We start from the raw sequence: 18844 nt of genomic DNA, 5'->3' as shown, positions 1-18844 counted from the left end.
GCCCTTTGCAGGGCGTATCGGGGGCTTTTGGTCTCTTATCGAGGGTTTGTATCGACAAGGAGAATGAATTATGAGTAATGCATCGGCTTCACCATCAGGTATGCGCACAGCGCCGGTCCGCAGCGGCTTCTGGCTGGTCGTAATGGGCGCGGCGCTCTGGGGCGTCGATCCGCTGTTCCGGATCATTTTATTGGAATCGTTGACGTCCTCACAAATTGTTCTGCTGGAGCATGTGGTGCTGTTTCTCGCAGCTGCACCTGTACTGTGGCGTCACCGGGCTGAGCTGAAGGGCATCCGTCTCCGCCAGGCAGGAGCATTGCTGGTTGTTTCCTGGGGCGGTTCAGCCCTGGCAACCATTTTGTTCACCAAAGCATTATCCAGCGGTGATCTGAACGCCGTCCTGCTGCTGCAGAAGCTTCAGCCGGTGTTCGCTATCGGCCTGGCTGCCGTTATTCTGAAGGAACGCCTTCCGCGTAACTTCGGCCTGCTGATTGTGCTTGCTCTGGGCGGAACTTATCTGCTGACCTTCGGCTGGACGGTTCCTTTCGGCCATGTTAACAATTTTGTCAGCGTAGGCAGCCTGATGGCAATGGGCGCTGCCGCACTGTGGGGCGGATCAACGGTTATGGGCAGATACCTGCTAGGCTCCTTGAGCTATGAGACCGTAACCTCGCTGCGTTTCATTCTGGCCCTGCCTTTGCTGTTCGCACTGACTACACTGGAAGGTGCCCCGTGGCAGGTAAGCGGCGGACTGGGAGCCACGTCGCTCGTTGCAGTTAACCTGCTGCTGCAGGCGCTGCTGCCCGGACTGCTTAGTATGCTGCTATATTACAAAGGCTTGAATACGACCAAAGCCTCCTTTGCAACCCTGGCTGAGCTCAGCTTCCCGATGACCGGGATTCTGATTAACTGGATTGTCTATCATCAGCTGGTAACCATGGCCCAGGTTGTCGGATTCGCTCTGATCTGGACGGCGCTGTTCTATATTTCCAGCCAGCAGAACAGACAGGCGCAGGCAGAATTAAAGCAGGCAGCCTAACCATATATAAGATAGATGCCTGAGGGGATAGACCCCAGGGCCCGAATACAGGAAGAGGATGTCATCACGCAGCCGTACGGCTGGGAGGACATCCTCTTTTTTTTGCATGCTTCGCTTAACCGCCCGGAAGATAGCTGGAACTACATGAAACCTCTTTTTAAGCGGGAGCTCTCCCTCCGCTTGCACAAAAAGGAGGTTTTTTTGTGCTTAAGAGTAAAAATAAGGCCTTTCTCCCATACTACCGATATTCTGCTGTCAACCTTTGAGGAGGTGTATGAAGATGATGGATAAGCAGGCACCCGCCATTTACATACAGCTGAAGAACAGGGTCACGGTTCCCAAGGGCCGGGGCGTTATGCTGCGGGATGTGGCCTACCTGATTGCCGGCCCGGAGTGGAGGGAGCCGTTAGACTCGATTCTGCTGCACCAGCCGGAGCAAAGTGACGGCAATCTTATCCTAATTGATCTGCTGAGCATCATTCCGCGGATTCATGAGCTTATTCCGGGGGCTGATATTCAGCCGATTGGTGAGGGGCGGACTATTGTACAGATTGAAGGTCCGCTTGAGGCGCGCAAGCCGTCTATTACCCTGTTTGTACTGGTCTGGCTGCTGCTGTTCTTTGGTTCGGCACTGACGATTATGAATTTCCATGCCGACGTCAGCATGCAGGAGGTGCATGTGCGGATCGTGGAGATACTGACCGGGCGGCGTGACGAGCATCCTTATGTTTTTCAGGTAGCCTATTCGCTGGGGATCGGCTTCGGGATGGTTGTCTTTTTCAATCACCTGTTCAAGAAAAAATGGAATGAGGAGCCGACACCGCTGGAGGTGGAAATGTTCCTGTACCAAAAAAATATCGATCATTATGTCGTGCACGAGGAATACAGCAAGCTGGAGCACCGGCAAAGCACCAAAGGTAAGAAGGGGGGAGTCCCATGACTGCGCCTGTTTCCCTTGGACTGCATCTGCTGCTGGGTGTAGCAGCCGGAATTGCCGTCGGTGGAGGGGTTATAGCCCTGTTCATTGTGCTGGATATGGTGCCCCGGCTCGCCCAGCTGACTGCATCCTACAATAAGGTGCACTGGTATGAAGGCGCGATGGTGGGCGGTTCACTGCTTGGAACAGTGAGCGATTTCTGGAACTGGAAAATATCCGCCGGTCCGCTGGCTGAGCTGGGAGTGGGCCTGCTCGATGGTATTTTTGTCGGCATGCTGGCTGCGGCCCTGACGGAAGTGCTGAACGTGCTGCCGATCCTGGCGAAACGCCTGCATATGACACATTATATGTTCGGGCTTCTGATGGCGATGGTCTGCGGCAAGGTTGCAGGTTCATTATTTGACTGGTTTGTGTACCAGCGCTAAGAGCTGCAGTTGCCTGTCCCGGCTGTCCGGAGAATCAAGGAACTTTTAAGGGGGTTATGGAGTGACGAGGTATATTCACAGCGGAGATCAGGTGAAAGCCGAGAAATCAAAGGCTTCTGCTCCGGCAGAAGCGGAAGTGCAGGAGGCTCGAACAGAGCCGCCGGATGAACTCGGCAGACTGCTTGAAGGAGGCCAGACGATTCCGGAAGGCGAACATGTGACTGCTGCAGCCGGCAGATCGGAGGGAGACGCAACTATGCAAACAAACCAGCCGCAGAGCAAAAAGCCGGAAGACAGCAATACCGGCAATCATAATAATAGTCAGGGAAACGTCAGTAATGCCGGCGCGAGCACCTTTACTCAGAATCAGGAAAGCACGGAAGACGGTGCAGGGCAGCAGGATGATGAAGGGGCAGGCGGGGCTGACATAGGCGTAGATGCCTCAGTGACGGGATACGGGGATCATGACCTGCAGACCTCTGATGTTGCCGGTACGCCGGATCAGGAAGGGGAGAAGACACCGGAAATATCCGGTGCCTCTGACACTGGGACAAGGACAGGGACAGGGACTGACGGCAGTAACGGGCGTGATGCCGGGGCGGAGTCAGAGCCTCACAGCAGAAGCAGCGAGCAGGATGCAGCGACACTGGAAAATAACCCTGAACAGGGAGATTCGACGGAACAGGAAGAGGCCCCGGAGAAGGGCAGCGGCTTAAAGGGGTTCTTGTCCACGCTGTTTGGCGATGACGGGGATCAGGAGGATACTTCCGGCGTGGAGAATTCCAGCGGACAGAATGAAGGGAGCTCCGGTCAGCAGGACAACGGGAATTCCGGTCAGCAGGATAACGAGTTCTCCGGTGGCCGGGATGCCGAAATTTCCAGTGAGCTGGGTACAGAGGAGCCGGAAAAGGCCCAAAAGGGTTTTTTCGCCAGGCTGTTCGGCGATGAACCGGACGAGGATGAGGAGGGGGAGGAAGATACCGGCGGCGGAGAACAGGGAGCGGATAAAGTAACGGGCAAGAAGGACAAGGAACAGACAGGGAAAAAAGCCGGGAAGCGGGCGAAGGACGGGCAGGCGCCGCAGGAGAAAAAGGCTGACCCGCGGCAGAAGAAGCGGGATTCGGAGCGCTCAGACTCGCTGGAGCAGTCAATCATTTACTGGCAGGGGCATGATAAGATTCCTGAGCGTCTGGAGGACACCAAGAATACACTGACAGAGGTGCTGGGGCTCGGGTCCTCTTTTGACATCGTATTCAGGGAAATGACCTTTGGCGGCCGAAAGGCGGCGCTGCTGTGCATCAGCGGCTTTGCCAAGGATACGATCATTGATGAAATTCTTAAACGGCTGACGTACCTGACCCCGGACGAGGTATCCACCGGTGCGCTCAGCAGCTTTATGACCGAATATATTCCTCATGTGCAGGTGGAAAAGGGCGAGCTGCTGAGTGAAAGTATTAACAAGGTGCTGTCCGGCATGAGTGCATTCTTCCTTGAAGGGGAGAACCAGGTCATCATCATGGATACCCGTGCCTATCCGGCGCGCGGTCCTGATGAACCCTCAATTGAGCGTGTTGTACGCGGAGCCCGTGACGGCTTCACGGAAACGCTGCTAAGCAATGTGGCGCTGGTACGCAGAAGAATCCGCGACCCCGGACTGAAATATGAGATGCACCAGGTCGGACGCCGGACACGGACCGATGTCTGTGTAGCCTATATTGATGATATCGTGGACAAGACTCAGGTGCTGGCTGTTACCGACAAAATCAAGAGCGTTGACATCGACGGTATTCCGCTGGCGGATAAGCAGCTGGAAGAGGCGATTGTGGGCAGAGGGTGGAACCCTTATCCGCTTGTCCGCTACTCAGAGCGCCCTGATACCGTGGCATCACATCTGCTGGAAGGCCGGGTTGTGATCTTTGTGGATACCTCACCAAGCGTCATTGTCCTGCCGACGACGTTTTTTGATCTGTGTCAGCATGCCGAGGAGAACCGGCAGACCCCGTTCATGGGGACTTATCTGCGCTGGGTGCGGTTTATAGGCGTATTTGCCTCCATGTTTCTGCTGCCGCTCTGGATGCTGCTGGTTATCCATCCTGAGCTAAAGCCAGCCATGCTGGAGTTTATAGGTCCGCAGAAAATGGCTAAGATTCCGCTGCTGGCCCAATTTCTGATTGTTGAGCTCGGGGTTGATCTGCTTCGTATGGCAGCCGTGCATACGCCGACTCCGCTGGGCTCGGCGATGGGGCTGATCGCTGCGATTCTGGTCGGAGACATCGCCGTACAGACCGGGCTTTTTGTCAATGAGGTCGTGCTGTATATGGCGGTCGCCTCAATCGGAATGTTTGCTACGCCTTCCTATGAGCTGGGGCTGGCCAACCGGATTGTCAGGCTTGCGCTGCTGCTCGCCGTGGCCGCCTTCCAGGTGCAGGGGTTCATGATCGGGACAACGCTGCTGGTTATTCTGCTGACTACCCACCGGTCATATAACTCCTCATATTTGTGGCCGTTTATACCATTTAATGCAAAAGCTCTCGGCGCTATTCTGGTCCGGCAGCCGGTGCTCAGCTCCAAAGCAAGGCCGTCATTCAACAAAACGCGGGATAATACCAGAATGCCGCCTGTCCAGGAGAACGAGAAGTAGCCGTACAAAAAATACAAATCAACTGCACATTAGTCCATTCTATGACGTTCCCCTTGTCTGGTATACTGAATACACTAAATAGCCCCTGTGAAGTCCGGGTTTCAGCCTGAAGCCTGTTTTTGGAACTCTGAGGGGCAATATTTCATACAATAGACAGGGTGGAATCAAGACGTTCCACGGAAATTGGAGGACTGGACAATGTTTTTACACGGGACGAGCCGGATTAATGATGCCGGACATCTGGAAATCGGCGGATGTGATGTAACCGAACTCAAGGCGGAATATGGTACCCCGCTATATATAATGGACGAGCAATTAATCCGTCAGCGCTGCCGCGAGTATATGGATGCCTTCAGAGCCTCCGGGCTGGGCTTCCAGGTTGCTTATGCGAGCAAGGCCTTCTCCATCATGGCGATGTGCCGCCTGGCTGACGAAGAAGGCCTGTCGCTGGACGTCGTATCTGACGGCGAATTGTACACAGCACTGCAAGCCGGCTTCCCGGCTGAGCGCATTCACTTCCACGGTAACAATAAGACGCCGGATGAGATCGAAATGGCGATTGAAGCGGGCATCGGCTGCTTTGTGGTAGATAACCTTGTGGAGCTTGGCCTTCTGCAGGCTATCGCTGCCAGCAAGGAAGTCACTGTCAACGTGCTGCTGCGCGTGACGCCGGGGGTTGAAGCCCATGCCCACCATGCCTATGCTTCGACTGGCCAGACCGACTCCAAGTTCGGCTTCGACATCGGTAACGGCTCCGCTTATGCTGCTGTTCAGCAGGCCTCGGGCAAAGCCAATCTTCAGCTGCTGGGCGTTCATTCCCATATCGGCTCACAGATTTTTGAAACGGAAGGCTTCCAGCTGGCAGTTGAACGGATTGCCGATTTCACCCGCAAGGTGAAGGAAGAGCTGAACGTTGATTTCCCTGTCGTTAACCTTGGCGGAGGCTTCGGCATCCGGTATGTGGACGGCGATACTCCGCTGCTCGTATCGGAATATGTTGCTGCTATTACAGATGCTGTTAAGACACATTTTGCCGGGATCGGCAGCCAGCTGCCGCAAATCTGGGTAGAGCCGGGCCGCAGTATCGTCGGTGATGCCGGTACTACACTGTACACAGTGGGTACGAACAAGGAGATTCCGGGTGTCCGCAAATACGTTGCTGTTGACGGCGGCATGACGGATAATCCGCGCCCTGCGCTGTACGAATCCAAGTATGAAGCGCTGCTGGCTAACCGGGCTACTGAAGACAACGAAGAGACGGTTTCCATCGCCGGCAAATGCTGTGAGAGCGGCGATATGCTGATCTGGGATGTAGAGCTGCCTGCCGTGAAGAGCGGGGATTTGCTCGCAGTAGCCTGCACCGGTGCCTATAACTATTCGATGGCCAGCAATTACAATCGCATCCGCCGTCCGGCAGTGGTGTTCGTGCAGAACGGACAGAGCGATCTGGTTGTGCGCCGTGAGAGTCATCATGACATTGTCGCCAACGATATTGTCCCTGAGCGGATTGCCAAGCAGGCTGTAACGAAGTAGGCATTCTTACTCCGGCACAGGCTGTCCGGGCTGAGTACGCTGCAAAGCAGGCGGGAAACCCTCCCGCCTGCTTTGCTTTGTGCGGAGTTTCATAGTAAACTAATAAACGTATTCTACATCTGAACTTTTGGAAGGGGTCATTTACATATGGCAAAGCAAGCGAAAGTAACACTTGAGAACGGCGGCGTAGTGCTGATCGACCTGTTTGAGAACGATGCTCCTAACACTGTAGCCAACTTTGAGAAGCTGGCTAACGACGGTTTCTACAACGGTCTTGTATTCCACCGCGTTATCCCTGGCTTCGTAGCGCAGGGCGGCTGCCCTAACGGATCAGGAACTGGTGGTCCAGGCTACACCATTAACTGTGAGATCAATCCTAACAAGCATGAGCGCGGGTCACTGGCAATGGCGCATGCCGGCAGAAACACAGGCGGAAGCCAGTTCTACATCTGCTACGGACCACAGCCGCACCTTGACGGAGTACACACTGTATTCGGTAAAGTAGTACAAGGCATGGAGCTGGTTGACAGCTTCCAGGGACGCGACAAAATGACTTCAGTTGAAATTATTGAAGCTTAATTAATCCGGTTCAGGGGTACATGCCCTTTTCGGATACCGCAAAAGCACCGTGCTGGTTTTTCCAGCGCGGTGCTTTTTTTGTACAAGCCTATAAGCTTCTTTTACGGGAGTTGCCCCGGCTTCTAAGGCTTTCCGGAAGTTTGAAGAAGATCAGAAACATCGACAGGAAAATGATAAAGGCAAAGGCCTCCTCCACCAGCAGATAATATGGATAAGGGCCAAAATAATCGAGTACAGAAAATGTGCCGGGCTTATGTGCCAGGAACATATAGTTGGCACCCAGCAGCTTATCCAGGCCAAAGACCACGGCAGCAACCAGGTTGAGACCCAGCATCGTGAACAGCAGTGACCGCCAGGTTGGACGGTAGCCGTAGGCCCAGGTCATGAACAGGGATGACAGCACTATCGCCGCATGGGCGGTGAAAAACAGTATAAAACGGAAATGAGGAAAAGGATATACCAGATTGGGGGTTAAAAGAGCGATAGCCGCTCCCCCGATCCCGGCAAAATAAAGAAAGTCATAGAGCAGCCGGCTGCGGGTCAGCAGCATGATAATGGATAACAGCAGAGTAATCCCGCACAGCTCAAGCGGCAGCGAGTGCCGGGCTGTCCAGATGCCGTGCGAAAGATACCAGGCATGCAGTCCTCCATCTGAAGCCAGCAGTACTATGATCAGCAGCCAGCGGACGGAGTTCCGCAGTGACGGGCGGGTACGCAGCGCAAATCTGGCCGAGAACAGCAGCAGGCAGAGTATTGCTGTCACACCAAGAGCAATGAAATGCGGCAGCGAGAACATAATGAAATCCGTTTCATGCTTCCGTCCAAATAAGGTGATCAGGTCCACAACGGTCGCTCCTTTTTAAATGAGTCTTGCTTATCAAAAATAAATATTCCGATTTTTAACATTATTCTGATTCTAAGCTTCTATACTTAGGTGATATAAGTATATAACGCTCAAGCTGACCAGAAAAGGAAGGAATTCTGTGTGTTTACATAAGATGGACGCTTTACGACCGAAATACATAACTGGCCTTGGGGCGGCGTATGTCATTACAAACAGGTTCGGCGACATCTTTAACAGAATCCTTGGTGGGAGCTTGATATGAAAACCAGGAAATGGGGGCTACCGGGGAATGGTGAAAAAAAGGATTAGTCTGGCGCTTGTGGTTCTTATGCTATTTGTGCAATACGCTTACGGTATCGGGTCTATTTCACAGGTTAAGGCAGCAGCGATCGAAAATGAGGCGGACATCATTACCAGTGTGTCCATGGCTGTTTACGGACCTGACGGAAGTACGGTTACCGGCAGCGTCTATGACGTGAATTCAACCGTCACCCTTGATTATACATGGGCGCTTCCGGACGGGCACAGCTATAGTGCAGGGGATACTTTTACCTTCAAGCTCCCTGAGCAGTTCCAGCTGTACAATGATATCAGCGGGGAACTCGTCTCAGATGACGGGCAGGCAGGGGTATTTACGATCAGCAAGGATACTCATGAAGCGGCTATGACCTTTGGCAGCTACATTGAGAGCCATGGGAACGTGCACGGAACCCTGCGGGTAAATACCAAGTTTGACCGGACAAAAGTCGGCGGGAGCACGACAGAGCAGATTGTCTTTCCGGTTAACGGAGGTTCACAGACCATAATAGTGTCATTCAAGCCGGAGGTAGGCTCAACAATCGGCAAGTCCGGTGTTGCCAGCGGCTTCAATGCCGGACGGATTGACTGGACTGTGGATGTGAACAAACGGCTGGAGCCGGTGACAAATGCAGTTGTTACCGATCCGGTCCCGGCCGGTTTGTCGCTGGACAATACGGTGACACTGGCTGTGTATGAGCTGAATGTGCAGCTTGACGGCTCAGTGCAGCAGGGGGGCCTGGTGGATACCGGGAAGTATACCGCGGAGGTTGCCGGTGGCGTACTTACCGTGCGTTTTGCCGATCCGGTCATTAACGGGGCTTACCGGCTCACCTATTCCACAGGAATCACTGGCGATGAAGCCAGCTATACCAATACTGCGACCTTTACGGGAGACGGACGCGATCCGGCCAGTGCCTCTGCGACTGTTACAGTAGAGCGCGGCGGCAGCCTGAAAAAACAAGCGGTGCATTATGATTGGGGTATTCAGGTCATTACCTGGGCTATTGAATACAACTACAATCTGAAGGCTATTCCGCAGCAGAGTGCAGTGCTTACAGACCTGTTCGATGATTCCCAGCGGCTTGTGCCCGGTTCGGTTGTTGTTTATCCGGTAACACTGGATTCAACCGGTACAGCAATCAAGGGTTCGGCCCTGACAGAAAACACGGACTATACAGTGAGCGGTATTACCGGGGACAAAAAGCAGGGCTTCAAGCTGCAGTTCACAAACGGTATCAGCTCTGCATACCGGATCGAGTATAAAACGGAGGCGGTCGGCCGGGTGTTTAAGGACCATACGGTGACGAATACTGTTTCCGAAAGCACCTACAGCTCTACAGCTACACAGCTGGTCAGACCGATCATTATTTACAAGACCTTCTCGGGGGCGGATTACAAGGCTCACACTGCCAACTGGAAAATCACATTAAACGGTGATAACTATCCGATGAAGGAGGTGCTCGTTACTGATACCTTCCCGCAGGGAGGCCAAAAGCTGCTCCCGGATACCATTGTGGTGCGGAACAGCAGCGGTACCGTGCTTGGCGATTCAGCGTACACACTGGAATATGTTTCGCCGGTTGTGCCGAATGCCGGCTTCAAGGTGAAATTTAAATCCGCAATCAGCGGATCTTATACCATCAGCTATACTACACAGTTCAGCAATGACTGGCTGAAGGGTACAACCGATGATTTTATCAACACCGCCAGAATTGACTGGAAGGATATCGAAGGCGTTACTCAGACTGCCAGTGCAGAAGGTAAGTTCATTCCCCGTCCGGAGTGGAAGAATAACGGCTTCAAAACCGGGGTATATGATGCTTCCGGCAAGGAGCTGACCTGGACTGTAGGTGTCAATTATACAGCTAAAGCAGTAGTGGCCCCTATTGTTTCAGATGTGCTAACTGCAGGGCAGAGTCTGGTTCCGGCTTCCCTTAAGGTCTACAGATTGAATGTGGACGCCAAAGGGGATTATTCGCAGGGAGCCGAACTGGGCAGTAATGCATTTTCCTATTCGGTGGGAAGCGGTAATGAACTGCGGGTTGTGTTTGCAGACAGCATCAACGAGCCTTACGTCATTGTCTTCAAGACCAGCCTGGCCGGGCAGCTGATTGGCAGCACAGTAGTTAATACTGCAAAGCTCCTGGATGGCAGCGTAAAGGTATCCAAGGATTTAATTGCCTCAGTGAAGATCCCGAACGGCGGAGAGTATGTTCTGAAGAGCGGGCTGCAGAACGGGGATAAGGTCGATTGGAGCCTGGCAGTGAACCGCAGCCAGTCCCATGTGAAGGATGCCAAAATTATTGATACACCAAGCTTTAACCAGATTTTGCTGCCGGATTCTTTCCGGCTGTATGCTGGGGCGGCTGCCGTTAACGGTGACATCACTAAGAGCGGCGCAGCACTAATTAAAGATGTGGATTATACGCTGCAGGTACTGACTGATGACGATGGCAGACAGAGCTTTGAATTAAGCTTTGCCCGTGACATCGACAGAGCGTATATCCTTGAATATCAGTCGCTGATTGTAGCAAAGACCGGTGACAAGCTGACCAATACGGCGAAATTCACCGGTAATAACGTCGTGCTTGTTGAAAAAGACACAACCTCGGAAATAATCGTGGGGGTATCCAGCGGTTCGGGTACAGGCAGCGGCGAGCGGGGAACACTGACAGTCAGCAAGCTGGACGCACAGGACAGCGGGAAGCTGCTGGCAGGCGCTACCTTCGAGCTGTACCGGCTGAACGGTACTGAACGTGTTCTTGTCAACACGCGGACTACGGATGCTGCAGGGAAAGCTGTATTTAACAACCTTTGGCTGGGCAGCTATATCCTGATTGAAACAGCAGCGCCAAGCGGATATGTACTGGATACAAAAGAATATCCTGTAACCATAGGCTCGGTAACAGGCGTCAACCTGACGGTGTATAATACCGCAGTGCTGCCTACAGCGACGGCTGCTCCGACAGCTACACCAACTGTGGCACCTACGGCAGCACCAACGGTTGCCCCAACCGTGGCACCAACAGCAACACCGGCAGTTACAGAGTCACCGGTGCCTACAGCATCACCGGTTCCAACGGAATCGGCGGCCCCTGGCATAACGCCGTCACCGGCGCCTACAGCTCCGGCAACACCGGCACCAACACCGGCGGTTACTCCGGCAATTCCGGGAGGTACACCGGGAACACCGGCTCCAGGGACTGAAGTGCCTGGTATAATTGTAGTGGATGATGAAATTCCTGGCGGTCCGGCAATCCTTCCTTCGGCAACACCGGGAGTGACAGGAACTCCGGGTGAAGGTCCGGTGGAGATCCCGACCGATGAGATTCCGCTGGGCGGCGGTGATCCGGATAGCGGTACCCCTGGTACCCCGGATACTACAACTCCTGATATCGATATTACAGATGACAGCATTCCAAGGGGAACCGTGACAGATCCGGCAGCCGGCGGCCAGCTGCCGCAGACCGGGGAGAACAGTCCCCTGCTGATCTATCTGGCCGGTCTTGGACTGATTGCAGCAGGTGTGGTACTGAACCGGGTGTATAGACACAGACGCAATCAGTAGCAGACGATACGAATAAACGGATCTCATAATCAGTTATAGCAAAGAGCCTGCGGCAGAAGATGCCGCAGGCTCTTTTTCTAGCTAATTCAAAGTGAGGATGTAATGAATTGCAGTGCCATCCTTGGCATATGAAAGGTTCCAGCCTAGTTTTTCTGCCGTAAAGGACAGCGGGATCAGCGCTTTGCCTCCGGCCAGCAGGGGGGCAGCCTCAAGTGCCAGGCTTATGCCGTCGGCCAGCGCAGCCTTGCTGCCCAGCGTAAACACTACCGTATGCTGCTGATTTGAGACGCTCACAGTCTTGCTTACGGGGTCCCAGGTGACTTCCGCTCCTAATGCAGCGGCTATTTCTTTAGCGGATAGCCATAACTCCTGATTACCCTGGATCAGCCGGGCAGTAAAGGCCAGTTTATGTCCGTCTATGATAACGCTGCATGTATAAACATTACCGCTGGTGTCGATAGCTGCACTGCCGGCCTGAGCTTCCAGCAAACCGTTAAATCTGTCGATATTATCATCTGTTACGAGATAATCGCTGTCTCGTATGCCTATGGCTTCAGCGATCCGGCTGTTAACCTCACCGCTGTGATGGCTTAGATCCTTGTACAGGTCCAGGTTGTATGTCCAGCCGGAAGCGCTCTGGAAATCATACAGGCTGACATTGCTGTACCGGCTGAACTGCCCGTACATCCATTTACGCATCACGAGCTGGTTGGCAAAGCGGACCGGATTATCATTGTACCAGGCAACCTGGCGCATCACACTATAGGGCGGATAGTAAAAGTGAAATTTGACATCGGGATAAGCCTCCAGCAGCGGTAGGATATACGTGTTGAAATGCTCTTTAAGCTGGTCTGTGCCTTCCTCATTCACCCCGAAGTACAGCTCATTATCACTGGCCTGAAGATAGGCTTCGGCCGCATTCTTTTTACCGAAGCTTACTTCTTCATTCCAGTTGTTCAGCAGCTCCAGCTCCTTGCCGGCCGTGCCTTCAAGCATGCTTTTAATACTGAGTGCAAACTGCCTGTACACGGAGGAATTGAACCAGTACCGATAATCGTTCCACAGTTTGTTGTCGTACAGATAGTCCGGAAAATCGGCTGAGGCTGACTCCGTTTCCAGCTTCAGGGAGAAATAATCAAGCCCCCAGATTACCTGCTTTACTTGCCCGGTCTCAAGAGCCAGCCTGGCGATTTTGTAATGCTCATCTACTGTGGAGCCTTCCATTGACAGCTTCAGCGTGGTTCCGCCAATGCTCTGATTCACCTGGGCAGGCAGAAAGTTCTCCGTCATGGAGGTGCCGATGATGATGTTGTCATAGTCATAATTTTTGGCTAGCCCGGGGTTCTGGTACCGTTCTTCTTCAGAGAATAGAGGCGTATACCATGAGGATTTATGATAGAACTGGAGCGGGTCGAGGAATGCGGTAAGCAGGGCGGCAGCCGCCGCGGTAAGGGCAAGAAACAGCAGGAACAGGAGCATCAGCTGCCTGGAGCGGGTATGCAGACCGCGCGGCTGTGCTGTGCTTTTTGCAGAAATAACAGGTTTAGGCTGTGGTGTGAGCATCGTGGACAGACCTCCTATGGCAGTTTTAAAAGTTAAAATACAGGAACGGTGTAATCCGGTTGAAGAAAAACAGGGAGAATACGAAGATCAAGGCCATCGCCAATAATGTTTTCCAGCCCCGCACCTTTAGCGGCTGCTCCGGGCGTACAAGAATGACAACGGTCAGCAAAAGAATCAGCAGGATCGCCCATTTGAGTCCTGCAGCCGAACCGAGTCCAAGTCCGTTCAGCCCGCTCATCCCTTTCAACAGTCTGAGGGCAACCGGTATTTCCTCAGCCCGGAAGAACACCCAGGTCACATTGATAAAAGAAAACGTCAACGCCCAGGCCAGCCATTTAGGCAGGGTTAGCCCAATGCGGGCTCCGATTTTTTCGACGGCCTGGCCTACTCCGTGCAGCAGCCCCCAGAGCAGGAACATCCAGCCGGCCCCGTGCCACAGGCCCCCAGCAGAAAAGTGATAATCACGTTGCGGATGGAGGTCCAGAAGCCTTTGCGGTTCCCGCCAAGCGGAATATAGATATAATCACGGAGGAACCGGCTGAGCGTCATATGCCAGCGTCTCCAGAAGCCGCTGATACTGATAGCCCGGTACGGATTGTTGAAGTTCTGCGGAAGCACGATATTGAACAGCAGGGCGATTCCGATCGCCATATCCGTATAGCCGCTGAAGTCGAAATAAAGCTGCAGCGTATAAGAAAGCACGGCTACCCAGGAGTCGATAAAATAGACTGCCGAGCTGAAGCCGCTGTCTGCATAACCGGCAAGCGTATCGGCAAGGATCACCTTTTTGCCCAGTCCGGTACAAAACAGCAGGGAGCCCTGCAGAATGTTCCCCCAGTTCCACAGCTTGCCGCGCAGCCGGTCAAACTGCGGCATCATGTCCTTGTGATGGAGGATAGGACCCGCGATCAGATGCGGGAAAAACGTGACGAAGAGAATGTAATTAACCAGACTGTATTCGCGGGCCTGCTGCCTGTATGTATCAACCAGATAGGCGATTTGTGTAAAAGTGAAAAAGCTGATGCCCAGCGGAAGGACAAGCTCCAGCAGAGCTGCACTGCTTCCGGTAAGTCCGTTCCAGCTGCTGATCAGAAAATCAGCATACTTGTAATACAGGAGCAGCAGCAGATTCGCAGCCAGGCCGGCAAGCAGCAGCAGCCGGGGATGCAGTCTGCCGCCGTGCATGATCCGGCCAAGCGCATAGTTGAACAGAATGGACAAAAGGATCAAAGGGATGTAACGGATATTCCACCAGCCATAGAATACAAGCGAGGCCAGCGCCAGCCACAGCTTGGAGCAGAGGAACAGACGGAGACGATTCAGGAGGAAATATCCTGCCAGCACAGCCGGCAGGAAAGCAAATATGAAGGTGTAGGAATTAAATAGCATATGTACCCTCGCTTATAGAGAAATTAGTATAGCAATTACTATAAGCGACAGTTCTTAAGAGCGGCCTGGCAGAGATCTTATCATTTTCTTAACAGGTATGAATGTTTTCTTAGGAATGAAGCCGCATCCCTGCTTCCAGCTTCTGTTGTGCTTCCTTCCGTGAGCCCTGCTTCAAATTCCTGGAGCCGAGGACGGTGACCAGCAGGATCGACATACCGGAAGCCGCAAGCAGCAGGTAGGAGGGGACCCTGTCTACAAGTGCACCGTAGAGGATCATTCCTGCCGGTGCAATCGCACCTGAAGCTGTTTCCACTACGGCAAACACTCTTCCAAGATAGGCTGGTTCGACACTCTGCTGCAGGTACACCTGCACCGGAATATTAATATTCATCACTGTGCAGCCGACCATAAACAGCATGGACATCAGGTAAATAAAAGCTCCGGTACGGCTCAAATCCAGAATCAGGGGTACGGCAAGGCCAAGGAACAGCAGGCCGAGCATGAAGAGGCCGCGGATGAGCGAGCCGGTTGGACTGCTGCTCTGGCGGCGGACGGTCAGCAGCATGGACATCACCAGCATGCCGGCGGCAAGCATTGCATTAATGGTGCCATATTGTCCTGAGCTGAGTGAGAGGTTCTGCACAACGGCATAGGGCAGCACAACATTCAGGGCAACGACGAAGAAATTGACCCAGAAAACAATGACCAGGACGGAGCGGATGACCGGGTTCTGATACACGTAGGATATGCCCCCGGCAAGACTGCCGCGGAATTCTGCGAATACCGGGTGCCTGGTCTGGGCGGCGGATATACCGGGCCGCGGCTTATTCCGTTCAGCGATATCAGCCGGGTTAGCCGCCGGGTTGAACTTGAGGCCTATGCTCATGAGGGTGGAGACAGCAAAGCCGGCAGCATTCAGCAGCAGGAATAGCTTCAGCGGGACGATAGCATAGAGCATGCCGCCGAGCACAGGGGCAAGCAGATTGCCGATGGAGCCGGCAGTCTGATTAAGTGAACTGGCCCGCTGGAGTGAGCCGGGCTCTACAAGCTGGAGCAGGGAAGCGGAGACCGCGATGCCGTAGAAGGTGGAGCATACGGACAGGAGAACGAGGGTCACATAAACAGGCGTCAGGGTAACTCCGTTCAGCGAGACGGCCAGATACGCCAGCAGCAGCCCCGCTACAGCGGCGAGATCGGAATAGATCAGCAGCCTGCGGCGGTTCATCCTGTCAGCCATTACTCCGGCAAAAGGTGCCAGCACAATCCGGGGCAGCATTCCACAGACCATCGTAACCGCGAAGCTGCTTCCGGAGCCCGTCAATTTCAGAATGTATAAGCCGACTACAAAGGTAAACATGCCGGAGCAGAGGATTGAAGCGAGCTTGGCTGTGAAGAACAGCAGCATATTACGGTTGCCTGGAATAGCCCAGAAGCTTATTGGTTTAACCATATACTCAACCCCTTTAAAATACATGTTTAATTAAATTAAACTTATTGTATGATCATAAGCTGAGAAATGCAATAAAAAGTTTAATTAAATTAAACTTTGTTTTTTCTTTAACCTATATTAAGTTATACTGGGGGAAAGACAGACAGAAGGATGGCTAAAAAGATGACAACGAAACAGGCGATCGGGGATAAACTAAAAGCGTTGCGCCTATCCAAAGGGCTTACACAGAGTGAGCTGGCCGGAGAAGATATGACCAAAAGCATGCTCAGCCAGATCGAAAACGGCCGGGCACTGCCCTCCATGCGCAGCCTGCAGATTTTGGCTGAACGGCTTGGAGTGGATGCCGGTTACTTCCTGGAGGATGACCAGAGCGTGGAGCTGGCCAGGATGGTGCGTGATATAGAAGTACAGTTCAAGCAGAAAAATTATCAGGCAGTTGTCTCCAGTGTGCAGCCGCTGCTGGGCGGAAAGCTGCCGGTAACCGTCGATGCCGCCCGGCTGATGGAGTTCTATGTGGCTGCCTGTTACTATACCGGAAGTGCCGGAGGTGAAGAGGCGGTTTCCAGAGCGGCAGAAATTTACGAGCGTTTCGGCTTGTTTGTAGAGAGCGCCAAAGTACAATATCTGACGTACGCATTGCTGTTCACGCAGGGGAAGTATGAGGAAAGCCTGGAGCTGATCCGGAGTGTACGGGGAAAATATCTGACTAAAAAGGTAGGCAACAATTTTCTGTTTGAACTGGACCTTCATTATGCTGAGAGTGTGACCCTGTCCGCCCTGGGTGATTACAGCGGGAGTAAGGAAGCTGCACAGGCAGCTGTTGCCTTGTCCCGGGAAGAAAACGTCTTTTATATGACGGATCACCTGTACCGCGTATTATCCAATCTTGCACTCATGTCGGGAAATCTGGATGAAGCGAAACAGTATCTGGAGAAGGCGCGTCTGTATGTAAAGCTGTCGGAGAATGAAGAGTCTGTACAGCTGCTCAGGCTGGCAGATATCAGGCTGGCGAATGCGGAGCAGCGGTATGAAGAGGCGCTAGAGCTGGGGCACGGCTTCCAGGTGACAGGGGACCGGTATGTATCCAGCTGTAACCTGATGGCTGGAATAGCCCTGTATCATCTGCTCCGTGATGAAGAGGCGCTGGAGGCATTGTCCCGGGTTACCTTGACAGATGACGTTCACCATCCGCTGGACCGGGCGGCAGTGTTCACTTCTTATGCCTATAAAGCCAGAATCTATGCCAGAACAGGCAAGCTGGAGGAAGCGCGCCAGCAGTCGCAGACTGCTTACGAGCGTGTGCAGCATTTTCCGTCCTCTGTATATTGCACGTTCATCCGCGATACTTACCGTGAGCTGCACCAGCAGTAGGATAGTACAAGTACCAGTGCAGCACAAAAAGAGCGAAACCGGGGTTGGCCGGCCTCCTCTTTTTTGTGCTGGCGAAAACTCAGCGATTGAATTTGATTTTACGGTATGCACTGCGGAAAGCTTGTTTCAAACGCTGTCTGTTTGCGTGAACTTGTAGCAGTAATAACCCCGCCGTGCAGCTCGGCAATGCTCTTGGCGATCGCCAGGCCGAGTCCGCTGCCGCCAGTCTTCCGTGAGCGGGATTTGTCCACCCGGTAGAAGCGTTGGAACAGATGGGGCAGATCCCCGGCTGGGATTGGCGGTCCGTAGTTGGTGCAGACGGCTACGACCTGATCCTGCCTGCGGAAGACGGAGATATCGAGCTGCTTGCCTTCTTTTCCGTAACGCACTGCGTTGGTGAACAGGTTCTCATACAGCCGGACCAGCTCATCAGCATCTCCTTGTATGACCAGCGGACCGGGATCGGTGCGGATGCTGTAGCTCATGCCTGCGGCCTCAAGTACAGGGACGAATTCTTCAGCAAGCTGTTCAAGCAGGTTGCCAAGATTGACCGGCTCCTGTCGCAGCGGCAGACCGCTTGAGGTAATGCGGGTATACTCGAACAGATCGTCGATCAGCTTTTTGAGCGTCAGTGATTTATCGTAAGCGATGCTGATATAATAGCGAAGTTCGATTTCATCGGCATAGCGGTCTTTTTCGACATATTCCAGAAAGCCCAGCACAGAGGTCAGCGGTGTACGCAGGTCATGTGATACCCCGGTGATAAGCTCATCCTTGGCTATGGCTGCCGCCCGTTCCTCATCCATCGCCGATTTAAGCCTGCCGGCCATCTTGTTGATGTTATCAGCAAGCGTCCCGAGCTCCTCTGTGCCTGTGACTGCGATCCGGAAGGACAGGTTGCCGTCCGCCATGTTTTGCACACCGGATGAAATGCTGCGCACATAACTCATCGTATTTTTGGTCAACGCCAGAAAAAAGAAGGTGTACAGCGGGATGCCGATGATCAGTACAACCGGAATGGAGCCGATATTGTTAATTACCCAGCGGAGCAGCTTGACCCCCCAGAAGGAGCGCGAGGGATTGAGCCACAGCAGCATGGAAGCCCCCCAGAACAGGACCATGATGATGAGTGCGGCCAGCACAAGGCTGGCCAGGCCAAATCCGGCCAGCCGCCAGGATAAAGTATTGAACCGCTTCGTATTCAG

The 18844-nt window shown here is 53.3% G+C and carries 14 protein-coding genes; 8 read left to right on the top strand and 6 right to left on the bottom strand.

The features are described from left to right. Positions 1–70 precede the first annotated feature (70 nt). From R70331_RS20035 to R70331_RS20005, 6 genes are all read left to right on the top strand, one after another. Positions 71–1039, top strand: a complete 969-nt coding sequence (locus R70331_RS20035) for a DMT family transporter (RefSeq protein ID WP_042178377.1) — start codon at positions 71–73, stop codon at positions 1037–1039. Positions 1040–1319: 280 nt separating this feature from the next. Next, complete coding sequence (locus R70331_RS20025; RefSeq protein ID WP_042178373.1) at positions 1320–1979, top strand: stage V sporulation protein AA; 660 nt, start codon at positions 1320–1322, stop codon at positions 1977–1979. Next, positions 1976–2401 (top strand): stage V sporulation protein AB, encoded by a 426-nt coding sequence (locus R70331_RS20020; RefSeq protein ID WP_042178371.1) that lies wholly within the window; start codon positions 1976–1978, stop codon positions 2399–2401. The genes R70331_RS20025 and R70331_RS20020 overlap by 4 nt, the downstream gene beginning before the upstream one ends. Positions 2402–3335: 934 nt before the next feature. Continuing rightward, positions 3336–5042 carry a spore germination protein gene (locus R70331_RS20015; protein ID WP_442950589.1) on the top strand — a complete coding sequence of 569 codons (1707 nt, stop codon included), beginning with the start codon at positions 3336–3338 and terminating at the stop codon, positions 5040–5042. A 198-nt stretch (positions 5043–5240) separates the two neighbouring features. Continuing rightward, entirely contained in the window at positions 5241–6575 is a 1335-nt protein-coding gene (gene lysA / locus R70331_RS20010; RefSeq protein WP_042178369.1) for a diaminopimelate decarboxylase, read from the top strand. Positions 6576–6722: 147 nt separating this feature from the next. Continuing rightward, positions 6723–7154, top strand: a complete 432-nt coding sequence (locus tag R70331_RS20005; RefSeq protein ID WP_042178366.1) for a peptidylprolyl isomerase — start codon at positions 6723–6725, stop codon at positions 7152–7154. An 88-nt stretch (positions 7155–7242) separates the two neighbouring features. On the opposite strand, the gene R70331_RS20000 is transcribed toward R70331_RS20005, so the two are convergent. Then, positions 7243–7998 (bottom strand): YwaF family protein, encoded by a 756-nt coding sequence (locus R70331_RS20000; RefSeq protein ID WP_081947678.1) that lies wholly within the window; start codon positions 7996–7998, stop codon positions 7243–7245. 289 nt (positions 7999–8287) lie between these two features. On the opposite strand from R70331_RS20000, the gene R70331_RS19995 reads away from it, so the two are divergent. Further along, positions 8288–11866 (top strand): LPXTG cell wall anchor domain-containing protein, encoded by a 3579-nt coding sequence (locus R70331_RS19995; RefSeq protein ID WP_042178363.1) that lies wholly within the window; start codon positions 8288–8290, stop codon positions 11864–11866. Positions 11867–11947: 81 nt separating this feature from the next. On the opposite strand, the gene R70331_RS19990 is transcribed toward R70331_RS19995, so the two are convergent. The 4 genes from R70331_RS19990 to R70331_RS19980 form a co-directional block, all read right to left on the bottom strand. Further along, positions 11948–13429: a copper amine oxidase N-terminal domain-containing protein gene (locus tag R70331_RS19990; protein WP_042178360.1), complete on the bottom strand. Its 1482-nt coding sequence runs from the start codon at positions 13427–13429 to the stop codon at positions 11948–11950. Positions 13430–13454: 25 nt separating this feature from the next. Next, on the bottom strand, positions 13455–13847 hold the full coding sequence (locus R70331_RS32440; protein WP_331281486.1) for an MBOAT family O-acyltransferase: 393 nt from the start codon (positions 13845–13847) through the stop codon (positions 13455–13457). Continuing rightward, positions 13814–14818, bottom strand: coding sequence for an MBOAT family O-acyltransferase (locus tag R70331_RS19985; protein ID WP_331281485.1), 1005 nt, complete (start codon positions 14816–14818; stop codon positions 13814–13816). The genes R70331_RS32440 and R70331_RS19985 overlap by 34 nt, the downstream gene beginning before the upstream one ends. Positions 14819–14927: 109 nt before the next feature. Continuing rightward, entirely contained in the window at positions 14928–16268 is a 1341-nt protein-coding gene (locus tag R70331_RS19980) for an MFS transporter (protein ID WP_042178358.1), read from the bottom strand. A gap of 162 nt (positions 16269–16430) precedes the next feature. On the opposite strand from R70331_RS19980, the gene R70331_RS19975 reads away from it, so the two are divergent. Next, positions 16431–17639 (top strand): helix-turn-helix domain-containing protein, encoded by a 1209-nt coding sequence (locus R70331_RS19975; RefSeq protein WP_042178356.1) that lies wholly within the window; start codon positions 16431–16433, stop codon positions 17637–17639. Positions 17640–17737: 98 nt separating this feature from the next. Here R70331_RS19975 and R70331_RS19970 read toward each other — a convergent pair whose 3' ends face one another. Beyond that, positions 17738–18844 carry a sensor histidine kinase gene (locus R70331_RS19970; protein WP_042178353.1) on the bottom strand — a complete coding sequence of 369 codons (1107 nt, stop codon included), beginning with the start codon at positions 18842–18844 and terminating at the stop codon, positions 17738–17740.

The sequence above is a fragment of the Paenibacillus sp. FSL R7-0331 genome (assembly GCF_000758645.1).
Lineage (GTDB): Bacteria > Bacillota > Bacilli > Paenibacillales > Paenibacillaceae > Paenibacillus_AQ > Paenibacillus_AQ camerounensis.
This window is presented reverse-complemented; position numbering and strand designations above follow the sequence as displayed.